Source organism: Halobacillus sp. K22 (assembly GCF_052246795.1).
Taxonomy (GTDB): domain Bacteria; phylum Bacillota; class Bacilli; order Bacillales; family Halobacillaceae; genus Halobacillus.
In genome coordinates this window covers 39,305-63,436 of the sequence record NZ_JBQQCN010000019.1, presented here as the reverse complement: position 1 = coordinate 63,436, position 24,132 = coordinate 39,305, and the positions used below count along the sequence as shown (strand labels likewise).

24 protein-coding genes and 2 pseudogenes are annotated in these 24,132 nt (G+C 37.3%); 8 read left to right on the top strand and 18 right to left on the bottom strand.

Translation table 11 applies throughout. The features are described 5' to 3' along the window. Positions 1-8 precede the first annotated feature (8 nt). The 10 genes from sleB to ACTWPM_RS14030 all read right to left on the bottom strand — a co-directional run bounded on the left by sleB (position 9) and on the right by ACTWPM_RS14030 (position 10,787). Positions 9-833: a spore cortex-lytic enzyme gene (gene sleB, locus ACTWPM_RS14075; RefSeq protein ID WP_443133662.1), complete on the bottom strand. Its 825-nt coding sequence runs from the start codon at positions 831-833 to the stop codon at positions 9-11. A gap of 116 nt (positions 834-949) precedes the next feature. Continuing rightward, positions 950-1,609, bottom strand: a complete 660-nt coding sequence (prsW, locus tag ACTWPM_RS14070; protein WP_443133661.1) for a glutamic-type intramembrane protease PrsW — start codon at positions 1,607-1,609, stop codon at positions 950-952. A gap of 1,354 nt (positions 1,610-2,963) precedes the next feature. After that, a complete protein-coding gene (locus tag ACTWPM_RS14065; RefSeq protein ID WP_443133660.1) occupies positions 2,964-3,938 on the bottom strand; it encodes an asparaginase in 975 nt (324 codons plus the stop codon). A gap of 63 nt (positions 3,939-4,001) precedes the next feature. Beyond that, complete coding sequence (locus tag ACTWPM_RS14060) at positions 4,002-4,934, bottom strand: YpdA family putative bacillithiol disulfide reductase (protein ID WP_443133684.1); 933 nt, start codon at positions 4,932-4,934, stop codon at positions 4,002-4,004. Between the two features lie 156 nt (positions 4,935-5,090). After that, positions 5,091-6,371 carry a Glu/Leu/Phe/Val family dehydrogenase gene (locus ACTWPM_RS14055; RefSeq protein ID WP_443133659.1) on the bottom strand — a complete coding sequence of 427 codons (1,281 nt, stop codon included), beginning with the start codon at positions 6,369-6,371 and terminating at the stop codon, positions 5,091-5,093. A 143-nt stretch (positions 6,372-6,514) separates the two neighbouring features. Next, positions 6,515-7,447, bottom strand: a complete 933-nt coding sequence (locus ACTWPM_RS14050; RefSeq protein WP_443133658.1) for a D-alanine--D-alanine ligase family protein — start codon at positions 7,445-7,447, stop codon at positions 6,515-6,517. A gap of 130 nt (positions 7,448-7,577) precedes the next feature. Then, on the bottom strand, positions 7,578-8,159 hold the full coding sequence (locus ACTWPM_RS14045; protein ID WP_443133657.1) for a genetic competence negative regulator: 582 nt from the start codon (positions 8,157-8,159) through the stop codon (positions 7,578-7,580). 137 nt (positions 8,160-8,296) lie between these two features. Further along, positions 8,297-9,196: a MerR family transcriptional regulator gene (locus ACTWPM_RS14040; RefSeq protein ID WP_443133656.1), complete on the bottom strand. Its 900-nt coding sequence runs from the start codon at positions 9,194-9,196 to the stop codon at positions 8,297-8,299. A gap of 99 nt (positions 9,197-9,295) precedes the next feature. Next, the gene (locus tag ACTWPM_RS14035; RefSeq protein ID WP_443133655.1) at positions 9,296-10,060 is read right to left on the bottom strand and encodes a metallophosphoesterase; all 765 of its coding nucleotides are present in this window, start codon (positions 10,058-10,060) and stop codon (positions 9,296-9,298) included. Between the two features lie 94 nt (positions 10,061-10,154). Then, complete coding sequence (locus ACTWPM_RS14030) at positions 10,155-10,787, bottom strand: CBS domain-containing protein (RefSeq protein WP_443133654.1); 633 nt, start codon at positions 10,785-10,787, stop codon at positions 10,155-10,157. A 142-nt stretch (positions 10,788-10,929) separates the two neighbouring features. Here ACTWPM_RS14030 and ACTWPM_RS14025 point away from each other — a divergent pair, with 142 nt between their 5' ends. From ACTWPM_RS14025 to cotJC, 3 genes and pseudogenes are all read left to right on the top strand, one after another. Then, positions 10,930-11,151, top strand: a complete 222-nt coding sequence (locus tag ACTWPM_RS14025; RefSeq protein WP_443133653.1) for a spore coat associated protein CotJA — start codon at positions 10,930-10,932, stop codon at positions 11,149-11,151. Then, positions 11,148-11,417 carry a spore coat protein CotJB gene (locus tag ACTWPM_RS14020; protein ID WP_443133652.1) on the top strand — a complete coding sequence of 90 codons (270 nt, stop codon included), beginning with the start codon at positions 11,148-11,150 and terminating at the stop codon, positions 11,415-11,417. Before ACTWPM_RS14025 ends, ACTWPM_RS14020 begins: the two co-directional genes overlap by 4 nt. A 20-nt stretch (positions 11,418-11,437) precedes the next feature. Beyond that, positions 11,438-11,671, top strand: a pseudogene (gene cotJC, locus ACTWPM_RS14015) (spore coat protein CotJC); the annotation flags it as partial. A 71-nt stretch (positions 11,672-11,742) separates the two neighbouring features. On the opposite strand, the gene ACTWPM_RS14010 reads toward cotJC, so the two are convergent. The 7 genes from ACTWPM_RS14010 to ACTWPM_RS13980 form a co-directional block, all read right to left on the bottom strand. Next, entirely contained in the window at positions 11,743-12,564 is an 822-nt protein-coding gene (locus ACTWPM_RS14010) for a hypothetical protein (protein WP_443133651.1), read from the bottom strand. A gap of 101 nt (positions 12,565-12,665) precedes the next feature. Further along, complete coding sequence (locus tag ACTWPM_RS14005) at positions 12,666-13,199, bottom strand: hypothetical protein (protein WP_443133650.1); 534 nt, start codon at positions 13,197-13,199, stop codon at positions 12,666-12,668. A 57-nt stretch (positions 13,200-13,256) separates the two neighbouring features. Next, the gene (locus tag ACTWPM_RS14000) at positions 13,257-14,024 is read right to left on the bottom strand and encodes a recombinase family protein (protein ID WP_443133649.1); all 768 of its coding nucleotides are present in this window, start codon (positions 14,022-14,024) and stop codon (positions 13,257-13,259) included. Positions 14,025-14,068: 44 nt separating this feature from the next. Then, entirely contained in the window at positions 14,069-14,614 is a 546-nt protein-coding gene (locus ACTWPM_RS13995; protein ID WP_443133648.1) for a hypothetical protein, read from the bottom strand. Between the two features lie 273 nt (positions 14,615-14,887). Further along, the gene (locus ACTWPM_RS13990; RefSeq protein WP_443133647.1) at positions 14,888-15,916 is read right to left on the bottom strand and encodes a hypothetical protein; all 1,029 of its coding nucleotides are present in this window, start codon (positions 15,914-15,916) and stop codon (positions 14,888-14,890) included. A gap of 66 nt (positions 15,917-15,982) precedes the next feature. Then, the gene (locus ACTWPM_RS13985; protein WP_443133646.1) at positions 15,983-16,765 is read right to left on the bottom strand and encodes a hypothetical protein; all 783 of its coding nucleotides are present in this window, start codon (positions 16,763-16,765) and stop codon (positions 15,983-15,985) included. Between the two features lie 12 nt (positions 16,766-16,777). Beyond that, positions 16,778-17,578, bottom strand: coding sequence for an SMODS domain-containing nucleotidyltransferase (locus ACTWPM_RS13980; protein ID WP_443133645.1), 801 nt, complete (start codon positions 17,576-17,578; stop codon positions 16,778-16,780). Between the two features lie 2,938 nt (positions 17,579-20,516). On the opposite strand from ACTWPM_RS13980, the gene ACTWPM_RS13975 reads away from it, so the two are divergent. From ACTWPM_RS13975 to ACTWPM_RS13960, 4 genes are all read left to right on the top strand, one after another. Next, the gene (locus tag ACTWPM_RS13975) at positions 20,517-20,987 is read left to right on the top strand and encodes a hypothetical protein (protein WP_443133644.1); all 471 of its coding nucleotides are present in this window, start codon (positions 20,517-20,519) and stop codon (positions 20,985-20,987) included. Further along, on the top strand, positions 20,987-21,319 hold the full coding sequence (locus tag ACTWPM_RS13970; RefSeq protein ID WP_443133643.1) for a hypothetical protein: 333 nt from the start codon (positions 20,987-20,989) through the stop codon (positions 21,317-21,319). Before ACTWPM_RS13975 ends, ACTWPM_RS13970 begins: the two co-directional genes overlap by 1 nt. A 211-nt stretch (positions 21,320-21,530) precedes the next feature. After that, a complete protein-coding gene (locus ACTWPM_RS13965; protein WP_443133642.1) occupies positions 21,531-21,875 on the top strand; it encodes a hypothetical protein in 345 nt (114 codons plus the stop codon). An 86-nt stretch (positions 21,876-21,961) separates the two neighbouring features. Next, a complete protein-coding gene (locus tag ACTWPM_RS13960) occupies positions 21,962-22,126 on the top strand; it encodes a hypothetical protein (RefSeq protein WP_443133641.1) in 165 nt (54 codons plus the stop codon). 53 nt (positions 22,127-22,179) lie between these two features. On the opposite strand, the gene ACTWPM_RS13955 is transcribed toward ACTWPM_RS13960, so the two are convergent. Then, positions 22,180-23,697, bottom strand: a complete 1,518-nt coding sequence (locus ACTWPM_RS13955) for a recombinase family protein (RefSeq protein WP_443133640.1) — start codon at positions 23,695-23,697, stop codon at positions 22,180-22,182. A gap of 70 nt (positions 23,698-23,767) precedes the next feature. Between ACTWPM_RS13955 and ACTWPM_RS13950 the strand changes: the two are divergent. After that, positions 23,768-24,127, top strand: a pseudogene (locus tag ACTWPM_RS13950) (manganese catalase family protein); the annotation flags it as partial. Positions 24,128-24,132: the final 5 nt, after the last annotated feature.

The following is a 24,132-nucleotide window of genomic DNA, read 5'->3' as shown; positions in this document are numbered from 1 at the left end:
TCCACCTCCTATTTACAGAATATATGTTTACCAATCTTCTTAATTTGCGGCCTTGACCAAATCCAGTCTGATGTTGCTGTATTTGGATTGAAGTAATATATAGCTTGCCCAGAAGGATCCCAACCATTGATAGCGTCGATAACTGCTTCTTTTGCCGTTTCATTAGGCTGGAGCCAAATCTGTCCGTCACTTACCGCAGTAAATGCACGTGGCTCAAAGATAACCCCGGATACAGTGTTCGGGAACGTTGCGCTTGATACACGGTTAAGAATTACAGATGCTACTGCCACTTGCCCAACGTAAGGCTCTCCTCGAGCTTCTCCATAAACAGCATTAGCCATTAATTGGATATCATTCTGAGAAAACCCACTCGGAACATTCACAGCCGTTGGCTCCTGTTTTTGAGGAGGATTCTGAGTTCCCTTTGGTTTCTGCTGCTTAACCTGCTGGGTTTTCGGGGTTCCACCGTAGTACGTGAAATCATTCCCTTTTCGCAGTTGTTCTTGAACGAACCCTTTGTCGTATTTACTGGCTTTGGTCAATTTATTTTTCACTTCTTGCCCTACTAAACCATCAATTTCAAGACCAAATTTATACTGGAAATTACGAACTGCCCAATAGGTACCCCACCCGAAAACACCGTCAATATTTCCGTTATAAAACCCTAGATATTGTAATCTGGCTTGTAGCTCTATCACGTCATTTCCAGTAGCCCCATGCTGTATGACTTGATTTGAAAATGCTTCGACAGACGGGACAGATCTCCATTCTGAAACAGGAAAGATAAGCATAGCTGCTCCTATTCCAACGATTATCGTTTTCTTCCATATCATCCGAGTTACACCCCTGACCAGTAGAATTATTTATAAGAATAGTGTCCGTCTGTTTAAAAACTTTATACATCTTTACCCATTAAAAAAACCGCCTGAATAAGGCGGTTTGCTTTATATCATGTCTTTTGTAGATCTTCATGATGCTCATTTGCCAATCTTATCTTTCTGAATCCTATAATCCATAAAACAATCATAAATGGTGTAATCCAGTACAGCCACGTCTGATTCAGCACAGTAATAATATAATCGTACAGGGTATGAAACCCTACAGGAATCAGTAAGGCTAAACTTAAGCACCAATTTTGGTTTTTGCTGGCGAATTTTGCTTTACCCATATAAAAACCCATAAGAATTCCAAATAAAGCATGAGAAGATACTGGAAAAATAGCCCTCAGTAGTGCAATTTCAATACCATTTGAAAAGATATAAATAATGTTTTCTATTGTTGCGAATCCTAGACTAATTGCCACACCATAGATAATTCCATCGTAGTGATGGTCAAAATCTGAATGCCGGTAAGCTACAAATAAGAGAAAAAACCATTTAAAAAATTCTTCCATTAATCCAGCTAAGAAAAACGATCTTAATAGCGGTGTCTGAAATACGCCTTCAGTTTCAAAAGCATATTGAATAAACATTAAAGGAAAAACCATGATTACGCCAATGATAAACATGCGGATGATCAGTGGGAAAGGCTCTAACTCAATTCTTTTACTTAAATATATAAATGTCATAATTGCTATAGCAGGAGATATGGCTGCAGTCAGCAAGGCCATAAAAATCAGCCCTCTCTCATTCTTTCGCCTTATTTCAATGGTATCATGAAGAATGTGGAAAAGGAATAAAGGATACGTTCGGATTAATAAAAAATAAAAAAGCACCAGCTTTACTGGTACTTTTTAAGCAGGCCAATTTATTTTTTATACATGAAGCACAATTATTATGCGCTATAAGGAGAGAGAATAGAAAGAACTCCGAGTGGATAATCTGAAATGGGAAGCGGAATTTTTGGAAAAGAGACTCTCCGAACAGGTCAGACATAGACTGGCCGTTCAATTATAGAGCTGCCTTTAAAAGCTAAAGAACAACCATGAAAGGAAGCACACTTCTTCCTATCATAGTTGAACCTGAGACCTCGAGAGACTAGGCAGCAAAACAAGTCCTTCTTCAACACAAATTATTCCAAATAACTCTCGGAATCGAGTCTTTAACTATAGGACCTGTTAAATCTCAGTGTTGGTTTTGCAGATAAGCTCCCGCTACTGGAAGACTCAGTTTCCAGACTTTCGAGAGAATTAGGTCCTGCGGGGGACGATTTCGCTTTCCGTGGGCATGTGGTAAGCTTCCTCGGGCTTCACAGCCCTGCGGGCTCTTACCGATCATGTTCATCGCACAGGAGTCTTAATCGTCCCCCTATGGACCTTGCTGAATTAGAAACTCGAAACTAATCAAGATATCTTCTTGGTTAACAAAAAGAGCATGGCCAAATCCGGCTTTTTCACGCAATAAAGATGTGGAATAGCCTGTGATAGAAGCATTTATGACCAGTTAAGAAGGAGAGCATTCTCTCTCCTGGAAGGGTCTGTTATTCTCCCACGGCTGGGTTGGTGGGGAAATGGCGAGACTCCCAGGTTGAAAGCGGAAGCACCTTGGTCAGCGGCGTATGGACTGGACTGAGCTGGCGGAGATAAAGAAAACACGAAGAGCGGAGCGATTCGATGTTGCCTTATCGTACAGAAGTGAGGGAAGTCTCACTAGCCGCTAGGTGCTGGAGCTGGATAACACCCCATATCGTTTAGGTATTGTCTTAGGACTCCATCGATCATGAGTGTAAGAACGGGAGAAAGAACTAGGTGAGATCCCGCAGGGAGTGAAACGAGCGAGGAAGCTCCTGGTAAAAGGAGGATCGACTAAGGTCGCCACGTCCTGTGGCAACGTCGATCGACCCCACATCGTGTAGGGCCATAGGAAAGCGAGTTATTTCCCTACCAGCCCGCTCCTTATATAGTAACGGACCCAATTTATTTCGAAACTGAGTCTTCAACTATCCGGCCCGATAGCTTAAGATAGATTTTTATAAAAAATCAACAACAAAGTTTAACAGAGCCTAACTATAAGGCGCATCAGATGTTAATAAGTAATATCGCCCTCAAAATTGGAAGCTAAAATAACCGCTAATTTTATACGGGCTTTTTTACTGTCGTCATCGTCTCCAAGAATGACCCCATGCTTATAAAGATCGTAGGCACTGCCTAAGTAATCATAGGTCGTGTACACAGAGCCTTCTTCAGAGGTGGTAGTAATTACTATTTTTAATCCAGCCTCAATTGATTTAACAATTTCAGTCATCATTCCGGGGGCTACTTGCCCCCTTCCTACGCCTTCTAATACAATGCCTTTCGCCTGACTCTCACGTGCTGCTTTAATAAAAGCTCCGTCTGCACCTGAATAAGTTTTGACGATGTCTACCCTCGGTATTTCAGTTATAAGGTTATAGGTTTCTCTGTGGATCGGTTTTTGATATATGTGAACTTCATCATTATCAATAATTCCTAAATAACCAAACCCAAAAGCGTTGAACCCTTGGATATTCGAAGCATGTTCTTTCTTTACATACTTGGCTGGAAATATACGTTCATTAAAGACTACTACGGCTCCCGCCCCACGCAAATCTCGACTGCACGCTGAATAAATGGCATGTCTCATATTGATATAAGCATCGCTGCCCATTTCCCCCGGAGACCTTTGAGATCCCGTAATGACAACAGGCCGTTGATCGTTAATGGTTAAGTCAAGAAAGTACGCACTCTCTTCCAAAGAGTCCGTGCCATGAGTAACGACTACTCCTGAGACGGAATCGTCTTCAAAATAAGATTCAATCTTCTCTTTAAGCCATATAAGATCTTCAAACCCTACATGCATACTTGGTTTTTGAAATACAGAATCGATAACTACATCAATATCAGTTGGAAGCTTAAGCATTTCAGCCAGCTCTTCACCAGTTAAAGCACCAGAGGATAATTTACCAGATTGTTCATTAGGTACACTTGCGATGGTACCTCCTGTGGTAAGTAAAACTACTTTACTCAAAATACAGCCTCCCATCTAAAAACAAATAGTAGTTCAAACAGAAAAACCCCGTTACCTTGGAAAGGTCAACGGTAGACTTTACTTCTTCCCAGCTATGGCACGAGCAATTTTCCCGCCATGATGCCGACCATTCTCGATAAATATCTCGTTATTATTATACCCTGCTGCAATTACTCCAGCTATATAAATACCCGGCACGTTGGTTTCCATACTATCTTCTTCATAGTCTGGCCGGCCGGACTCTTTATCAAACTCTACGCCCATCTTTGTTAGGAAATTATGATCTGGACGATAGCCTGTCATAGCAAAGACGAAATCATTCGCAATTCGCTTTTCTTCCCCTCGACATTCGTAAATAACTTCGGTTTCGGTAATTTCCTTAATATGCGCACAAAAGTCCATATTTACGGCACCTTTTCTTACCAGTGCTTCGAATTGAGGTAGAATCCACGGTTTAATACTTTTTGAATATTCTTCTCCACGATATAAAACTGTCACGTTAGCACCTGATTTTTCCAATTCCAGAGTAGCGTCGGCTGCTGAGTTCTTCCCTCCGATAACTACTACGTCTTTATTATAATAGGGATGAGCTTCCTTGAAGTAATGCATAACCTTTGTAAGCTCTTCCCCTTTAATACCTAGACGATTTGGCTGGTCATAGTATCCGGTAGCAATTACCAGATCCTCTGTTTTATATTCGGCCTGTTCTCCTGTTCGCTTTTCTGTCTTAACTAAGAACCCTGAATTTTCCTGTTCTACTTGCATTACTTTTTCGAAAGCATTTACGCGTAACTCTTCTCTGCCAGCTACGGCTCTATAATAGGCTAGAGCCTCGTTTCGCACAGGCTTCTGACGTTCAGTAATAAATGGAATATTGCCAATTTCCAACTTATCACTGGAACTAAAAAACGTTTGATGAGTCGGATAATGGAATATAGAATTAACAATATTCCCTTTTTCTATAATTAATGGTTCAATGCCCATTTTTTTAAGCTCGATGGCTGCACTCATACCACAGGGGCCACCGCCTATAATGATGACTTTTTCTTCCTGATGCACGTTAGTCACTCCTTTTTCCAGAAGTCTCTGGAACTTACGTTCGATTTAATAAACAAAAGTAAATCTCCTACCAAGTAAATGATAGGAGATAATTGTGGTCAAATCAACCTATATCCATCCTCTGAAGCGAGAAGCTTCTGCCATCTTCCGTACACCAACCATATAAGCGGCCAAACGCATATCTACACGTCTCGTTTCTGCCGTCCGATAAACGTTGTCAAATCCTTTAACAATCACTTTATGGAGTTTCTCTTCAACTTCTTCTTCAGTCCAATAATATCCCTGATTATTCTGGACCCATTCGAAATAAGAAACTGTTACTCCTCCCGATGATGCCAAAACATCTGGTACAAGCAGTATTCCTCTTTCAGATAATATTCTAGTCGCGTCTAAAGTAGTCGGACCATTTGCAGCTTCCACAACAATACTTGCTTTTATGTTATGAGCATTTTCTTCACGAATTTGGTTTTCAATAGCGGCTGGGACTAATATGTCACAGTCCAACTCCAGGAGTTCTTCATTGGATATTGTATTTTTAAATAGATTTGTAACTGTTCCGAAACTATCTCGACGGTCAAGTAAGTAATCGATATCCAGCCCATCAGGATCATGCAAACCTCCGTAGGCATCAGAAATTCCAATAACCTTCGCTCCTCGATCATGCATAAATTTAGCTAAGAAACTCCCTGCGTTACCGAAACCTTGAACAACCACTCTGGCACCTTCTACACTAATACCCTTCTTCTTGGCTGCCTCTTCAATACAAATGGTAACACCTTTAGCTGTAGCTGTTTCCCGACCATGTGAGCCTCCTAGTACAAGAGGTTTACCTGTAATAAACCCAGGGTTATTAAATTCATCTATGCGGCTGTATTCATCCATCATCCACGCCATGATCTGGGAATTTGTAAATACATCAGGCGCCGGGATATCTTTAGTAGGACCTACGATTTGACTTATAGCCCTCACATAACCACGGCTCACACCTTCAAGTTCACGGAATGACATTTCACGCGGATCACAAACGATTCCGCCTTTACCCCCACCATAAGGTAAATCTACAATTCCAGCTTTCAAGCTCATCCAGATGGATAAAGCCTTTACTTCCTTTTCTGTAACATTTGGGTGGAAACGCACCCCACCTTTGGTAGGACCAACCGCGTCATTATGCTGGGAACGATAGCCTGTAAATATCTTAATATGATCATTGTCCATCCGTACAGGAATCCTTACCGTCATCATCCGCACTGGTTCTTTCATTAGTTCATAAACTTCGTTAGGATAACCTAATTTATCAAGTGCTTTTTTGACCACCGTCTGTGTGGACTTTAAAACATCGAGTTTATCATTGTTTTCGTTTGCAGCATCTGTCGGCTTATCCGCTACCATCCATTTACCTCCTAATATCCGTGCATTCGCTTTCAGGGTTTTCTTTCAGTCAATAGTATACACTTTCACCTCTATTATGGAAAGCGTGTTTTGGCATTCCAGTGTCTTTTACCCAAACAACTTGTAAGCGATTGCACTCTCTATTAATTATCAAATTGGGATAGTTCTACGAATTTTTCAATAAGATCGTCGTAACTCCAGCCTATTTCTTTGGCGGAATCAGGGAATAAACTTGTAGGCGTCATCCCCGGAAGTGTGTTCACTTCCAAAATAATTGGCTCCTCGTTTTCATTAATTATGAAATCAACACGAGAATAAACTTCGCACCCTAATAATTGATGGGCTTTTACCGCTTCTTCTTTAAGTTGTTCGGTAAGACTATCCGGCAATTTGGCAGGAACAATATGTTCACTTCCACCTGGTTTATATTTTGAGTCAAAATCGTAATAATCATTCTTAGGGATAATTTCAATAACTGGAAGCGGCGTTTCTTTTCCTTTTCGACCGATAACCGGCACAGTAACTTCTCTTCCCTGAACATAATCCTCAACTAGAATAGTAGAATCAGACTGAGCTGCTGTTTGGACAGCTTTTTCAATTTGATCTTCATGTTTCACAATTGTTAGTCCTAGTGTGGATCCTTCCTGGTTCGGCTTAATTACAAATGGCGTAGGAAAATGCTTCTTTATATCTTCCACTATATCGCTCATATCCAATAAGCCAGCAACATCAAACGTTTTGCTGTTTGCAGTTTGAAGTCCATTTAATGAAAAGATCTGTTTCGATTTTGCCTTATCCATAGCTAAAGCTGATGATAATACACCTGAACCCACATAAGGAAGGTTAATCATGTCAAGCAAGCCTTGAATTTTACCATCTTCACCAAAACGTCCATGAAGTCCCAAGAACACAAGATCTACCTTTAATTCCAGTATATCTTTAATTTTTTCGGGGGAAAAATCTATTGCCGTTACTTCATGACCTTTGTTTTTCAACGCTTTTATTATTCCCTTACCTGTAGATAAAGAAACTTCCCGTTCTCCAGAAGTCCCTCCATACAATACTGCAATCTTCATTATGGACACTCCATTTCTTACCAGCTTAAAAATCTTAAATATCCTTATCTATAGTAACATGTTCTATAATGAGCTTCTATTAAAAATAAAAAGAACGAAGCTTAAAAAAGCATCGTCCACTTAAAAAGGATTAAGAAAAATGGTTTTTAATTGTATCGCACGCATTATCTTTCATAATTTGCTTTCCATATTCAGCGAGTCTATACGATGTAGCTGATGATGCAGAAGCAAATTCGGATAGTAAAGCGATAACTTGATCGATATCCAGGTGAATAATATCTTCATCCATAAGGAGCATATAGTAGTAATCATTGTAATAGTATACACTGCCACCCGTAACACCTAGCGTGTGTAAATGAATACCAGCTTGGATGACATGTTCAAAATCTTCAAATGAAAACATCATTTCTTTACTTTCATCCAATGTAACTTTCATTTCCATATAATCTTCTTCGTCTTCCATATCAGCTGGCTCAGTTTTGGTAACGACTATTAACATGCCTTGTGCCTGCAAAAGATAAACTTGCACAAGCAACACCCCTGTTAACTCAACCCCGAGTTCAATTCCCGCGTCATACATCATATCGCTGAAAATCCGATGGACTCTCGGAAGGTCACTCCATAATTCTTCTTTTGATAAACCTCTATCCAACAAATCATCAAAGGTGAGAAAAATTTTAAATTTTTCATTTGTCATTCTTTCAACTCGCACATGATCGCCCCCCTGTCACAATATGTGTTATCTATATAGTATGATGACTGATGCGATTATGGCACCTTTTTTCGAATTATATCTAATGTGTGTATACAGGGGCAACCTTTTTACTTAATCATTCATTTTCATTGCCGCTAATGTTTAGACAGCCAAGCTTCCCAATCTTTTTTAGTGTTACCGACAATGAAGGGCTCCATTCGCTTTTTTTCAAGTTCTGATAACTGATCATAAGCCATTCCGCCCAGTCCTATTTTCAACTCAGGAAACTGCTTCTGTAAAGATTCGGCCAGACTAACAGTAATAGGAATATTCTTCTTTAAAGTACAGGACATAAACATATACAACGGTTCTATTTCGTCTATAACGATATCGATGTCGCCGCCGGCAATGCTTTGTCCCAGGTAAATGACATCATATCCTTTACGTTTCATAAATAAAGCAAAGATCAACAGTCCAAGTTCATGACGCTCATTCGGACCGCATACGAGAAGAGCCTTAGGAAGCATTGCATCTGTAGGTATGGAGAGAAGCATCATCCCCATTCTGGAACGGAGGAAATGGCTTGCAAAATGTTCATGAGCACTGGTGATCCGGCTTTCTTCCCAAAGGTCTCCGATTTTCACTAATAGTGGCCCAATAATATCAATAGCTACTGTTTCCGGGGTAAACAAGCTGAAAGCATGATCCAATTTTTGCTGTGCTTCACTCTCTTCAAATGATAACAGTGCATTAAGAAGATCATCTCCCAAGATTTCTAGTTGATTACTGCTTTCCGTATTACTTGAAACGTTCACTGCACTTTCATTGCTTTCAAGGAGGGAAACTGCCTGGGATATAGTGAATCCTTTATCCACTTTTTCCATTAGCCACTTTAAGATTTTAATATGCTCATCTGAATACAAACGATGTCCAGCTTCGTTTCGTGATGGCCGTATCATTTGATACCGGCGCTCCCATGCTCGAAGAGTGCCGGGCTGAATTCCCACCATTTGAGATACAGCTTTAATATTATATTTTGCTTGCTTTGTCCCCATTCGTTTTCCTCCAACTCTTTCCTTTTTCTATAATTATATATGAATTATTGAGAACGTGTAAAATTTGTATATTCTTTATATAATATTTGAATAACCCTGTCAGGAGGATTTAATGGTAATGGAATGAAGTTCTGCTCTAGTTCCCAGACGCAAGGGTAGCAGCGATGTTCCATACCCCTCACTTATCAAAAGAGGAGGGATTTCAGATTCAAACCATCCGCCTCTTGTATAAGGACCTAAACCAAATAAGCGGATTTGACCACCATGAGTGTGTCCGCTTAGAACAAGAGCAAATTGTTTCTGATCTTCATGATTCATTTTCTGATAGACGTATGGATCGTGGACGCAAAGTATTTGATAATTGATTTGCTCTTTAATGTAGGCAGCCTGGCGTCTGGGCTTCATAAAATAAGGATCAATCCCACTTAATACAAACTCAGTATCCGATGGCAGGGTTACTACATAATCAGAATTAGAAATGACATGAATTTGATACTTATCAAGCACATCCAGAAGGTTAGCTTTTTCCAGTTCGTGGTCATTATTTCCGGGAATAAAATAGACAGGTGCTTTCCACTGCTTTAATTTATTTAGATTATTTTTCAATCTAGTAAGAGGTGTGCGCTTGTCAACCAAATCTCCGCCAATGATAACCACATCTACATTTTTCAACTTATTGAGTGTTTGTGTATTTATTTCACGGTTATGAATATCGGAAATAAATACAATATGCAGCTCTCGAAAATAAGGAAAGAATGGATCCTTAATCACATGCTCATCCAAGTGGTCGTTTTCTGCCCATAAATACATTCCTGCAAAAAACAACAACCCCATACTTGCTACTATTATGACACCAGTTAACACTTGCTCCACACTCCCATGATTAGAGTAAAATCAATCGTACCACAAAGATAACTCACAAAAAAACCGCTATGACCAAGTCATAGCAGTTTAATCTTTACACTTCTTTCACGCTTAAAATTCTAAATCCAGTCTTCTCCAGCTTGTTTGTGAATTGCTCTATATTATCTTTCTTCTCCACCTTTAGTACGATTCTTCGGGCAAGTTTATCCGTTTCATCAAAAGTAGCCAGAGATATGACATTTTCATGATAGCTTTTGATAATGTCGCCCAGTCTTTCAATTCGACCGCTCGACTCTTCCGATGTAAAAGCGATTCGAATGCCTCTTTTTTTAGCTCCAAATGCACTTTCAAACTGCTCAATTACATCAAAACGTGTGACAAGTCCCTGAAGATTTTGTTCTTTATCAACAACTGCCAGTAAAGGAAAACCTTTAAAAGCTGGTAATGTTCGTTCAAATACTTCCTCGTCATGGATATAGAAGTCATGATTTTCAGCAATGTCTCCTGCGGTCGTTTGATTTAAAAATGATTCTTTACTTTGCTCCGCATTAAAATATGCCCGATAAATAATTTCTTTTGAAACCATTCCTATGAACTTTTGACCATTAAGTACAGGCATGGCCTGGAGATCGTACTCATTCAATAATTCTAAAATGCCGCTTAACCGATCCTCTGTCTTTGCAGTGTATGATCGATGTGCAGGTTTCATAATACTTTTCACAAACATACGCTCACCTCTTCATATTCTATTATACATGCATTCTTCTTTAAAGCATTTCTCTAAAGACCGGGTTTATTCCTTCTTTTATTCGAATAGGACATGCTGGAGGATCATAAATTTTGATAATGAGCTCAGGAAGGGGATATAAATGTTTACTTTGATTAAGTGTTATCAACCATATCATGGTCCATTTGATCCATGTTCACCTCGAAAAATAGCTTGCTATCAAACTCCTCCCAATCTTTATGTTGGATTTCAGCAGCCAAACCTTCCCCAATTCCCATTGGAAAAAGCGCTTTACAAAGGAACGCTTTGGCCCTGCTTTTACGATCCGTATCCAACACCGCTCGGGAAAGGAGATCATTCATGAACAATCCATCCGAAGCTGCATCTAAAAGATACGAATTAATGGAAAAAATTCAAATGGTAGACTTTGCACTTGTGGAGCTCACTCTTTACTTAGATACTCACCCTAACGACTCTCAAGCCATCCAGCAATTTAACCAGCTCGCGGTTCAAAGCAGAGATTTAAAAACGAATTATGAAAAACATTTTGGACCATTGCGGCAATATGGGGCCAGTTTCTCAGGCTATCCCTGGGATTGGAAAGATAGTCCCTGGCCGTGGCAATTGTAAAGACGAAGAGGAGGGATTTAATGTGGTACTATGAAAAGAAATTACAATATCCAGTTAAAGTAACGGAATGCAACCCAAGACTCGCTAAGTATTTGATTGAGCAGTATGGAGGGGCTGATGGGGAGCTATCTGCCGCGCTTCGTTACTTAAATCAGCGTTACAGCATCCCTGACAAGGTAATTGGTTTACTGACTGATATAGGAACAGAAGAGTTTGCCCACCTGGAAATGATTGCTACCATGATCTATAAATTAATCATTTCCAAAATGCAACCTTTATTATGTATCCATTAAAGCCCCACATATGCCTTACATCCCCTGAAAGCTTACTTCAAGTTCTTCTTATCTTTCAATATGTTTACCCTGTCAATTTCCTCATTTACTTTTTCAAGAACCTCTTTAAAGAATCCAAACATGTCATCTTTATAAAGGTTAAATATGTGTTCCCGTCTTTCGGCAGTATTTTCTTGCACTCTCATAAATAGGTTATTTAATTTAAAAAGTGTATCAGCATCTAACTTTGTAACATAATACTGTATCATAAGTTCTTCTAGTAAGTCACTCTTATTTTGGGTGTTTTCAGACACTGCATTAAAAAGACCACCATAGAACTCAAAGCATTTTATCAGGTCAACTTGCAACGCTACATCTACCACCTTATCTAAATAATCTTCAGTTTCAGGTAATGACATACGATGGTAAATATTAGTAAATAGTCGGCTTCTATCAAAGTCATAGTACAATACTTCCAAATATTCTTCCTCAGTATCAAAATCTTCTCTTTCTGGAACCTTAACCTTCAAGATTCCCCTTTCAACATTTTCTCTAATTTTTTCCAACTCAACTATATATCTTTCCAAAGCTATTTTCGCCCTCATTAATGCAGGTAATTGATTAATTTGTTTTATTATATGTTCTTTTTCTAACTCTTTATTTGCTTGTTTTTCTACTTGTGAGTTCGCCACTATGTAAGCTACAAAAGCACTCAATATTCCACCTGAATAATTGCCCCAAAAACTTATCCAACTATCTTCATTTCCTTGTACTCTCCATCCAGAAAATTGTAACGCCGTATAATTAAAGATTATAGGAAAAAATAAAAAAACACAAAGCACCCACCAAAATTTCTTATTTTTTAAAATAGACAAGTAACCTTCCCCAATCTATATACAGTTATACCATCATTTTACAATAAAATGGAAAATAAAACATAAAAAAAAGACCTATTCAAAAAAAAAACAGGTCTTTCTTATCTAAGTTTCTTCCTTATTGCTTCGTATGCATAGTCGTTTAAAACGTCTTCTAAAGTAGTTCCGTATAATTTACATAAAGCTTCTACCCTCTTTTTAGAACCATGCCCATTCTCTAAATGATAAATAGGTTCAGCTTTGTTTTTCGCTTTAATTCCTATTTTCTCCCCTGCATCCTCTGCAAGTATCTTCTTTTCATTCCTTATTTCTTTTAATCCCTTGCCTATTTCCTTCTTTATATAATAAGGAAGTTTTGTGTAATTATCAGGTGTAATTTCCATTTCTTCATTAGAAGCTTCCTCAAATTCAACAAAGTCTTCAACCTGAATATTAAAGGTTTTCGCAATTGCCATTGCTAGTTCGACACTAAAGGTTTGAAGTACATTTCTTTCTAATTGACTGTAATGGTGGGTGCTTATATTCTGCCCCTTCTCCTGAAGTGAATTAATAATGTCTTCTTGCTTTAATCCCCTTTTTTTCCTTATATATTGTAAAACAGTCATGTCTTTATGTTCTTTTATTTTGATTGGCATGGTGTCACCCCACTCTGTTATGTATTATCTCATTATAAAACAAAAGAAAGGACAATATTAGTTTGCCCTTCCAAAAACTTGTGGCGATACGATTCCTTCAAATTGCAGTGGAATAATTTCACCATCGTATATTAGTTGTCCTTTGTATAATGGACTTTTAACAATTTTTTGTACTGTGGCATGGTTCCAATTCTTATTAGAAGGGGCAGGCGTTCCTTTGTCATTCATTTCCTGTGCAATCTTTCTATAACTCTTTCCATCATAAGCCCTCATTTTGAATATCTCACGAACAACAATAGCTTCTTCAGGTTCTTGATATAACTTTCCATCATCAGATACATTGTAGCCAAAAGGCTTCTTAGAGATATAAGCACCTGCTTTTAATTTAGCTTTCTTTCCCATGTCCAAACGTTCCTTAATATTTCTTCTGTCAATCTCCCCAAAGGTACTGAACATTTGGAAGCAAGCGTGTCCAATGTCTGTACTGGTATCTATATTGTAATTAGTGATATATAGATGAATAGGTTTTTCAAAGTCTTCTCTTAATGCGTAATATGTTTCCATCATCACCCTGAAATTTCTGCTAAACCTATCAGGGGAATAAACAAAAACCATATCAAATTCTCCTGCTTCAGCATCCTTCATAAGCCTTTGAAGTTGTGTCCTTTGCTTGGTTGCACCTGATTCACCTACTTCACGGTACACTTCCACCAGTTCACATTCTAGGAACTTACATGCTTTCTTACATTGACGTTCTTGTTCCTGAAGGCTTACACCTTCCACCTGCCCCTGTGTACTTACACGGCTATATATTACGGCTTTCAAACCCTTTGCTTGCCCTATCAGCATTGCCGTTCACCCTTTACTAATTACTCGGTTACAATTCCAATTTCAAACTTATTAGAATATCTATCTACAATACCAACTACAACTGTAAAGCCATTTAAGAAGGCATATATTTCTTCCAAATCATCTGTTGAAATAGATATATGTTCCCCAATTTCAATTACCCCTTCATTATTGAAGTCATAGGCTACGGAACCCCCAACTACATTTATATTGCTTGCAGTGCCTACGTTTTGAAAACTAATATAGTCAGCAACCTTGTCGGATAACTTGTAAAGCAAATCTTCAAGCTTTCCCTTTGATATATCTTCAGATTCACTTGTTAGTTGATAAACTTCTGTCAATGGCTTGTTTTTTTTCATGTCCTTTTCATTTAAGAAGCTTGTGACTTCCCTAATCTTCTTTTTATCTTCATTAATTTCTCTTTTCTTTACCTCTTTCATTTCAGGCAAGTTTCGATATTCAGATTCAATATCTCTAACTCTGTCATTATTTTTCTTAATAAGGGTTTGCAATAAATCTTCTGCACTTGCTGCCCCTTCTTCCTGAATCCATTTTGAAATACTCATTTCCTTCCCCCCTAGTGATTCTATAAAAGATGCTTCAGCTTTCTAGTCCTGAACTGAAGTCAAGGTGGTTGAAACCTTATCTTTATCAACTTTCTACCACTACTTTAACATGGTTAAATTATAATTTCAACATGTTTGCAACAAAAAAAGAGTACTTCCTTTAAGGAAACTACTCTTAAACTTCTGTCCTTTCGAAAATACGTTGAATATGTCATATTTTTGATTATTATTGCGGATAATTACGGAAAATTCATTTGCCTTAAGAAAAATAACTTAGAATTGAGGCTTGATATTCTTAGGCATAAAAAATAGTTCACTCTCCAAATCAATTCTCAAATTTCTATTATTTTTAAAGTAATTAACAAGAGTACTACCTAATGTTACTAAAGCAACATGATAACTTTTCATTTTATTCTTGTTTAGATAATTATTAAGTTCAGCTTCGTGAATGAGTTTATGTCTACTTTCTACCATTTCCGATAATATTGATATCAAACTATTATCTTCATCATTTATTAAAACTTTCTCGGATAATATATCTTTAAATAAGTCAACATCCACATATCTAACAAATGCTTTATTTGCTGAATTGAAATTTTGAAAAGAATATTCTTCTATTTCTATATCAATAATTGTTTTATCTCTATTTAGTAATTCTTTGACAGTTGAATATGGAAGTTTTCCATTCTTTTTATAGATTAAGTTTTCGGCTTCTTCATTGGTTTCAATAAACCTATACAGAAATGTTCTAAGGAAATTTTCCATAATAGAAACAAAAAAAGGTAATAAAAGGTTGTTGCGTAAAAATTCCTTCTCAAATATTGGAGGCATTCCAATTTTAGTGTACTTATGTAACTCCTCTAAATCGGCATCTTCAATTAAGTAACTTGTCATGAGTAGATTCTTTTTAAAAGTGGAATATGCATTACCACAAGCAATTTCGGTTTTAGAAAGTTTAGGATATTTATTTTCCCCTAGATAATCACCAGCTTTGTTGTCATATAAGAAACCACCATACTTCTCTTCAAAAGCCCTTATAGTGTCTACTTGTTTCTGAACATCATTATAATTCTTCACTCCAGATACATTGGCAGTTATTATAGTTCTATGTTCTTCTTCACCTTTATTATTGGTTCCATACCCAAAAAATACGGAACACCCACTTATTGATACGTAATCATCAAACCAATGAAAATCATCTCTTTTATTATCCTTTTTATATCCTAAATTAAGAAGCATGTTTTCTATGATTTCCTTATCAATACGCTTTATTATCTCTATTGAAATTTCTGACGCCGCCAATACTCTCCCCCCCCTGTTCGCTGCATATGGTATCTTTTGTTTAACTAACTTTTAATTACACAAAAATTAATCTGCCTTTATATTCAATTTTTGTTTTATCTCTTCCCATTCATCTGTGATTTGCGGTTTAATTTTATAAAACAATTTAGTATCTTGTTTAACGCCTGAATATGCTTTAGCAGCTTCATACTTTACAAATGCATCTAACAGCAATGCTGATAATTTATCATTTTCTTCTTTCTCTCTGTTTTCATGATAATAAAAGATAGTGTATAAATTATTGTAGATAGACAAATTTTTCGCATGAAGAACTTCTAGCCTAATATGTGATGTAAGCAAAGTGCTTGTAAATAGAGTTTGGGCTACAATTGATAAAAGTTCTAAATTAGTTGTTCTTAAGGTAAATACAATCACCAAAATCATTAAAAAGCTACCTATTTTTATTCTCTCACGAAATACCATTTCTTTAGTCACGGCTTTTGAATTCAGGGCATTTTCAAAAACATTTGCCCCCAATTTTAATAATGAAGGTTTAAGATTGTTATTGTAATATTTGTTGGTATGTTCATTGTCTAAAGGGACATTAAAGGAATTTGAAAGAAAATGAACTCTTCGCTTGTCTTCAACTTCGGGTATTTTAAAGATACTTAAGTACCCCTCAGCAATAAAATAAAAAAGTGTTGTAAGAATAAATATGAATAGTATAGCAGACTTAAAAATCAAAAAGTCTTTCAAAAAATAAGTGGAAAAAGATAATAGCACGTTTATTACAAATAGACGGTTGACCCACTTTTTCAATACTTCTATTGGCTTATAATGTTTGTCTAATGAATCATATCTTTCATCCATGATATATCCCTCTTATATGTCTGGTAGTAGTTTCTCCATTTTATGTTTAGCCAGGGTATTATAACCTTTTTCCTCAAGCAACCTAACTTCTTTAATTATATGTTTCGCCCTATCCAATCTATCTTTTTGAGTTTGTGAATCATTATACTTAGGAACAATCCCTTCGATTGAATCGTAAAGAAAATATTTTAATAAGTGCTTATTGTTGTAGTCAAACCTTTTTACTAGGAAGTCTTCCATTAGATATGAAGAATAGTAACTATCCAACTTATTCGTGTTCCAATATTTCATTAATCTAGTCAAAGGCTTTATATGAGAATTATTATAAACATTTACCCGTGTTAATTTTTCATTGAATCCCAAAGGGTCTGTTTGCATCCACTCATCAGTAAACAAATTTTTCTTTGAAGGGATAAAGTAGTTTCCCCATATATCTTGAGTAGCTGGCACTAATTCAAATTTTATATGATTTAACACAAGAACCATTGTGGGGCTATCCCTATGTATATCAGAAGTCTTATAATGGAAATGCATAAAATCCTTTAAATACTTCATTAAGGTATTTGGCTTATAGTTGTTAGGGTTTTTAAAAACCACCATGTAGTCTACATCTGAATTTGAATCTGCTTTTCTGGGTAGTATTGTACCCCTTGTATTAGAACCAAATTGAAAATGTGTATGTAATTTGTCTTTGCCGAAATAAGAATTTAGCCGATTTGACAACGTTACTAAAGATATTTTTATATTTTCCTTTTCAATAGGAGATAACACTAGTTTGCTAGATAAGGATGTAAGATAGTGATTTACTGACACAATTAGCCCCCTCAATAAAGTTTTTCTATATTCCATTATAAACCATATTAGTATATTATGTAATTTTTTCATTCTATTTGCGATAATTACTAAACATATTCCTTTCAACTTCTTAGTGTGACTTATATCATTTGGAGAATACTTTTATTAACCGCCTCCCCCTCTCTGGTTATGCATAAGGGTTTTTATATTAATTCTTAGGAATTCAAGTTGCTTTAGCCTGCCCCTTATACTGCAATAAGCCCTGCCTATTTCCCTGACAAGGGCTAGGCATGTTACAAGAATAGCCCCACCTGTCAAGGCGGAAATATGCCCTACCCATGCACTAGAACTGCCTGCCCTATTACTAGAAAGTTTGCTTATAAATTCAAATAAAACTTTGGCATAGACTGCCTAACGTTCTACTTAGAAAAAGTTTGAAAGGTCTGCACAATTAAACCATAAAAATGTACTGAACTTCCTAAAGAAAAGTTAATTTAAATGGTAGATAATTTTAGTTTAATTTTGATAGAGAAAGGCACTCAAAACCCGTTCACAAAATCCATCCAACTCTATACACTAAACTTACTTCATGAATGTCTAACTGAACTCATTACTTCTTTCATTATCACTTCTAAACACTAACAAGCTTGAAGCATTGGCAACACTGACTAAACTGCTTATAAGTGGTTACAATCTTACGAGAACTTAACCAGTAGAGGGGGTGCCAGTGGTGGGGTTACCCTTGAAATAATTAGCGGATTTCACAAGTCACACCCGCAGTCTATTAAGTGCATAGCAGGTGATTTTTTAACCCCTTTATTTCCACCTGTTCCCAATTGTATATATATTCAAATACTTGAATAAAGGGTATGTTCACAAGAACATGGGGGTATTCATTTGTTCTGAACCCGTACCCTTCTTAGGCAGTCAATGCCTAAAAATCAATGACCCCTGAACCCCATTAGATTTTTCTAGTAATAATTTAATTCAAAAGGCAGATAAGGGGCAGGCAGGTTTAAGGCATAAAAAAAGCACCCTTCAATCAAGACAAAACACTCGATAAGGATGACCCCAAATGCCGTATTAGATTTTTCCAGCCAGTAAACTGTACTAGTAAAAATAGAATACCTGTTACATTATCCAAATATTCACAACCTTGACCCTGTTCTAATTCCAAAAAACAAAGCAAACTAACATTCACACTCAAACATGCCATTCAGACTTCACAGGAAGCCCACACAGATTCCTCACTATCTTTCGAGGGGTAATATAGCACCCCACCCTTAAAAATTCTCACAAAATCTACTAGATGCCTTAGAATTAATCACCTGATTTTTCCGCCACCAATTCCACACCCTAACCTGCCGTAATAACTGCCATTCAGAAGCACACAGAAGCCATATAAGCCATTCTATGCCCTGCCTGAATACTAAAACCTAAACCACCTAGACAACTACGTTGTAAGCCTATGGCTTCAGGTTCTCTGTTAGTTCATAAGGCAGTACAGGGGCAGGAAGGTAAAAGGTCTATGACGTTCTAACTCTCTTGACTATATACTAACCCTGCCCCTTTACCTAAAAGAAAAGTATATAAAAGAAAAGGGTGTTCCCCTTCCCTTACTCTGCTACAAGAATGGGGCAGCTTAACTGCCACAAATTGACAGGAAAGAATTACTGAAAAAACATTGACACTTGAACAGAAATTGTGCTACCCTGTTCCGTTCTCTCCGAGAACGGTTACTACGTAACTAGGTATAGTAATAAGGTCAAGTAATAGGTCATTGAGGATAACGCACTCTATTTTTTGTGTCAAACTGAAATTTCTCAAAAAAAATTAAAAAAAGTTTCAAACCTTGCCATGACAACGTTCAGCAGGGTTTTTGTTTTGTTATTGGCTTCAAAATGTCCTACACAGGCGAATATTTTACAACATAGGCGGTACATCAGCGAACTCTTAAGAATAGGGGCAAAGAAAAGCCCAGAAAAAAAGTTTAAAATTTTTTCAAGACTGATATGACGGGGTTCAGGGCACTTTACTTGCCTTTCAGAATCTCAAAAAGGGCTACAAGCTTGAACATTTTATAGTAGAGACAAAAACACAAGGAACACCGCAAGGGCTTGAACCCTTCACGGCAGTTCTACCAACTAGGTGCAGACAGTTAAGGGGCAGGACACACTGGCTTACTGGTCAAGCTTCAAAACTGATTTGATAACTCTTGATAGGGTTCATCAAACAGGGCGAACTTGTAAAACAAGCTTCAAGGCTAACTACGGTTCAGCCAGTCAGGAAGCAAAACTGATAGAAACACAATTAAATAGCATCTTTAAAGCGGTTCAGGGCAATCCTGAAAGGCTTCATAAGGTGCTATTTTTTATATACACCTAGTTCGGTCTTGTCAACCGAACGACCTCCACTCTTTTAGGTGTGGAACTCCATAAATTTCAGTTCTAGGTGCTTCGTGGCATCAGCAGGTGCCTAGAACCTCTTTCATTTTTATCTTTTAGCTTTCAAATATGGTGAATTTTCTTTTGAAATTCATTTAAGCATCCTTTTGTGAAGGAAGGTAGTCTTTTTGAATTGGTTTGAATATGGTGCAAGGCTACCCTATCAGTCCTTGCCACTATATTTGAAGGCTAAAGGGCTTTGGCTTTCAACTTACAACTGAATATCTTGTGTGTTTATCAGGACACCGCAGGGGCTTCCACCACCCGTGAAGCTTCTGCACTACATAACATATATAACAGCATCCTGTCAAACACTATAACAGATTCACTATTTCATAATAATAATAAAAGCACTTCTTTTTTAGATTCAATATATACATAACTAAACTTAATAGATTTCAAGGGCGAACCGCATAGGGGCTTTAGATGTTTTCTAGCCTTAACTGCCCCTTCCCTTATCTCTATAACTTTAGTTGTGAAATATTTTATCTGAAAAGAGGTGCTTTTTTTATATGTCTAATAAAGAAGAAATTCAAGGAATCATCAAGCTTATGGAACAGTACGAACAGGGGCAGAAGGAAATGAACAAGGTCAATAATGTGGAACCGTCAAAGTTCAGTGAACTTGAAGCGGATTCACCTGAATATGCAACTCTTCAACTGAAGAATGGAGAAGTTCTAAACCTTCACTATAAGTCAACTGCTTTTGAAGAAGTCAAAAAGGCAGTTAATGGAGAAGAAACAAAGAACTTTATCCGATTAGGTGACGGGGTGAACATGTTTTCCGCTTCAGAAATTGCAAAGTTCCGTGACATTGACGAACACAAGCTTCAGGAACACTTAATTAATCAGAATACTACTTTACCTGAAGACGAAAAGAAGTATGAAGAAGAACTTAAAAAGGAAGCTGACAAGGCTTTCAATGACAATTCTGATTCAGGTATGAAAGAGTTTTCTGACGGTTCCTATCGAGGTGACAAGTAATGACTTATGAAGAATTTGAACAGTTTTTAGAAAATAAGAAAGAAGAAATTGACGATAGCAAGGCAGAAGCTTTTACAGAAGCTATGAAAGCTAAATTTCAAGAATATCAAGCCCTGAAGGAAAAGGCTGAACAGGTTGAAACCTTCAAGGAACGGGCTGAACAGGCTGAACGTCAAGCAAAGGCACTAGAAGTCGCTGAAGAAGTTGAAGACCTTCAGGAAGAAGGCAAAGTAAACGAAAAGCAGGTTGAACACCTGAAGCAATTACTTGTTTCTATGACTAAAGAACAGAAGGAACATTTTGACGAACTCATGGAGAACCAACCAGTTTAAAAAAGTCTTAAAGAACAGGATGTGTAACCCGTGTTTTTCCTTTTTTCATTCGTTGGTATCAGTTTATACGTTATGAGTGAAATTTGTAAGGAATTAGAAGAATCAAAATAAGATTTTAAGAAGGAACTGGACAGATAGAACGGGTGGGCACCCTTAAGCCTGCCCCTTGTACCAGTCTTTGAATATACCATTTTAGAAAGGATTTGATTTAATGCGTAACACATGTTATGTGCAGGATAATATTGCCATTATTGAAGTTGTGGAAGATGACAGAAAGCACAAAGTAATTATTGATATTTGCTTTTTGCCTTTGGTTCTTGAAGGCAGTCCAGAAGCAACTTATGAAATTGAACGGGAAAAGAAAAAATCTTCACAGAATCAACACGGAACATATTACAAGAAAGGGCAAATAACAGGTGTTTTTAAAAGAGTGCAACACAATCAAAAAGTTTACCTGAAGAACATTACTCTGAATCCTGATTCAGATGAACAAGTTCACACGATTGAAAGTCCTTTGAATCTAACATTTAGTAACTTGCTTTTGACACGGAATTAAAAATACATTTTTGGAAATAAGGACAGGCGGTTAAATCATACAATTTCTGTAACATCAAAGAATTAACAGGAGGGGCAGATTATAGAATGGAAGTGATAAAAGAGTCTCCAGTAGTTAAAAAGCAGATTCAAGGAAAAGAACTAAAGGTCAAACAGGAAGAAAACACCTATCATGTGGAAGGGCTTGGAAAGGTCACTAAACACGGTGAACTTGATTTATCAAAATTTATAGATGATGTTATGGATTCATAGCATAAAAAAAGGCTTCCCGTTATATTTGGGAAAGCCCTGTTTTTTTGTTTAATTCAAGCACTTGAATTTCCTTTAAAATGAACATCCATTTCTATTTTTGCTTTATGGTTGCCTACTCTTACATACTCAATATAATCAATGTGTTTCCTTAATAACTCGTTTATCTCTTTAGCTTCTGAATCACTGGTTCCATCCAGAAAGCTTCTAATCTTTTCTAAGCTTTCTTCTAGTTCGTCAAGGGCTTCCCCTTTTGATTTCTTATTTAGCTTCTCTATTTGCTTCTCTGTGTCTTCCTTGTATGACTTCAATTGTTTTATTTCCTTCTGTGCTTCTTCTTCTGTATAGATTTCAGCAATAAAGCCTTTTTGAACTTTCTTTATCTGTGCATCTATCTTCTTAACCTGCCCCTCTAGCTGCATCTTTTCATCCAGTGGGGTATCTTTGGATTCCTTCAGGTTCCCTTTTATCTGTTCAAGATACAATTCTAATTGGTTTACATAGTCTTCAAGCATTGAATAAAAAATCTTCTCGAAGTTATCAAGCCTACACCCTTTATTCTCGCATGTCGTATAACTTCCATCTTCTTGATAATGTCTAGTTTGGCAGGAAGTAACCCTTAACTCCTTCCCTTTTCTTCTTTGGAAGGAATGAGTTCTACCGCATAAACCACACCTTATAAGCCCTGTGAATACTTGTTTCCCAATTCTTGCAGAAGGTGCCCTTTGTAGTCTGCTTTTCCTTATATCTTCAACCCGTTCCCATGTTTCAGGGTCTATAATTGGTTCATGGGCTTCATCAATTACAATTGAATCCGCTGATTTCACTTGCCGTGGTGCCCCTGAAGGCTTTTTACTTGTCTTTGATATTTTGGTCTTGCCGTAAATTACAGTGCCTTTATAAACAGGGTTTGCAAGAATAACTGATATTCTAGCCTTATCCCACTTACTGCCTGAAGGTGTTACAAGCCCTTCAATCTCAAATTGCCGTGCAATGTCTGTACTTGATTTACCTGCTAGGTAAAGGCTATATATCTTTTGAATAACTGGTGCACGGTCATCAGGTTTCAGCTTCTTTGTCGTGGGGTCATATTGATAACCTACGGGGGTTTGACCGCCTACCCAATTTCCTTCCTTTGCAGACTGCCTTTTACCTCTAACAAGTCGCTTCTTAATGTTCAGGTATTCTTGTTTGGCAACTATGCTTTGCATATCGGACATTAAATCATCTTCCTGCGTTGCATAGTCATATATCTTACTTGACGTAACCACCTGAACCCCGTAATTTGTGAGTATATCTTTAATATGTGAAAATCCTGAAGTAGTACGGCTTAACCTGTCTTGGTCTGTGACCACTACCGCATCATAATGAAACCCCTGCACCCTATCAAGCATTTTATTTAATTCAGGGCGGTTTATGTCCTGTGAACTTCCCACTTCCTGAAATACTTCATATTCCCATCCACTTTCATCACACTTTTCAATGAGAAATTGTAACTGCCTTTTGATACCTTCATCCGTTTCATCAGGTCTTGATTTCCTGCTATATATGGCAACCCGTTCAATTTGCTTCATTTCCTGCCTGCCCCTTTCACCTTAAAAATACCGTCATATCAATCTTCTAGGGCAATTATAGCATGGTTGCATAATAGTTTCAATCTATAAATTAACAAAAGATGCTACCCCTGAACAAATGAAAGAAGCTGGTTTAGGTGCTCATTATGCTAACCACGATCATGCCCTGTTCTATAATAACGCGGCCGGGAGTCCGTGGACAGCTACTTATATCCAGGCAAAAGGAGACCCGATTGCAGATCTCTACGAAGACATCGCAGCCGAAGAAAAAGCAAGAGCTACTTATCAATGGATTATTAATATGTCAGATGATCCTTGTCTAAATGACAGTCTTAAATTCTTAAGAGAAAGAGAGGTTGTTCACTCTCAACGATTCCGTGAAGCTGTGGAAATTCTTAAATTTGAGAAAGATCGAAAGCAATTCTTTTAAAATAT